Below are 1,541 nucleotides of genomic sequence, written 5' to 3' on the forward strand. Positions count from 1 at the left end.
CGCAGAGAACCTTGCGAACCTCATCCAGAAGAATGCAAGTGTAGCCCTGGATCAGACGGAGCAGGCAGAGAACGAAAAGAAGCTCCGCACCTTGTATGGTGAAAAGCATAGCCGATTTCAGGAACTGGAGTCACTCATCCAGGAGAAGAATGACACGAGGGAAATTCTCACGAACTTCATCAACAAGCTGGAAGATTTGACGGGAAAGCAGACAGAATTCCGGGAAGAACTGTGGGGCGGTTTGGTCGATCACATCCGCATTGATGAGAAAAGCAGCACGGTAATCTTCCGGGGTGGGATTGAGATTACTATTTAATATGTAGAAACACGAATCGAAAGGGGCATCTGGCAGTTTAGCTGGATGTCTTTTTCTCGTTCTTAAGAACTAATTATTGTTCATGGCTTGATTTTCTGTTCATAGCTTGATTTTTTGCTATTGATTTTGTATAACATATATGTTATGATGGCTAAAATGTCATTATATAATGAGTTGAGTAGGATTATTGGTATGAAGACATCAGAAATTATTAACAGTATTTGCTCTCAATTAGGAATTGCAAAAGCGGAATTGGCAAAACGTATGGGGCTGTACCCTTCTTCTTTATATAGAAAGCTTTCCAGAGAGAGTATGACTTTTGAAGAACTTCAGAAATGTCTCAGCATTTTAGGTGTCTCGGTTGAACTGCAATTTCAATTCCCGGATGGACATCGCTTTAGTTCCCAGGAAAACCATAAGCAGATTGTTGAAAGAATGGGCGTTCTGGAAAAGAAACTGGAAGCCGCCAGCAAGCTTAATGAGCTGCGAAAAAAACTGATAAGGGAATTACGAACAGAACTGAATAGTGCAGTTGGTTATGCAGAGCTCTGCCAGAGACATAGTTCCCAGATGAATTTGTATTTGGATAAACTCAGCGTTGTCCATGGCAATATGGAAAGAACCATTTCCTTTGCGCTTGGGGAGTCATTCCATGACGAAGCTGATGAGATCGAGCCTGCGCAAATGGAGCAATTGCAGGGAAAACGGGTTCTGCTTGTTGATGACAATGAACTGAACCGTGAGATTCTTGAGGAAGTGCTTTTAGATTACGGGCTGCTTTTTGAAGAAGCTGATAACGGAAGTAAAGCAGTTGCGGCGGTGAAAGAGCATGAGCCGGGGTATTATCAATTCATATTGATGGATATTGAAATGCCGGAGATGGATGGTTACGAGGCAACACTAAAAATACGGAAACTTCCAAATCGAATTCGGGCAAACACACCAATCATTGCTTTTACCGCAAATGCAGTTTCTGAAAACCGTGACAGAGCGTTTGCTGTGGGCATGGATGATTTTCTTGTGAAACCCGTGAAAACGACACGTCTGCTTTCTTGTTTGAATAAGTTGCTGTAATGGCGTGACGCAAACTATTAAAAGCAATTACAACTGTTAACTAAGGTTGTTTTTGATTAATTACTCAAACTTCCCACACCAATAAGGTGTGCTGAACCTTGAAAATCCAATATTTCAGCCAATAAAAAAGGCATAAATACAATCCTTTGGT

At 41.5% G+C, this 1,541-nt stretch carries 2 protein-coding genes; both read left to right on the top strand.

Going from position 1 to position 1,541, the window contains the following annotated elements:
• The coding region (locus ACTNC0_RS18140; protein ID WP_441088480.1) for a hypothetical protein at positions 1-316 on the top strand (316 nt) is incomplete at its 5' end.
• Positions 317-508: 192 nt separating this feature from the next.
• Entirely contained in the window at positions 509-1,390 is an 882-nt protein-coding gene (locus ACTNC0_RS18145; RefSeq protein WP_441088481.1) for a response regulator, read from the top strand.
• Positions 1,391-1,541: the final 151 nt, after the last annotated feature.

Source organism: Blautia sp. HCP3S3_B11 (assembly GCF_052064435.1).
Taxonomy (GTDB): Bacteria; Bacillota; Clostridia; order Lachnospirales; family Lachnospiraceae; genus Blautia_A.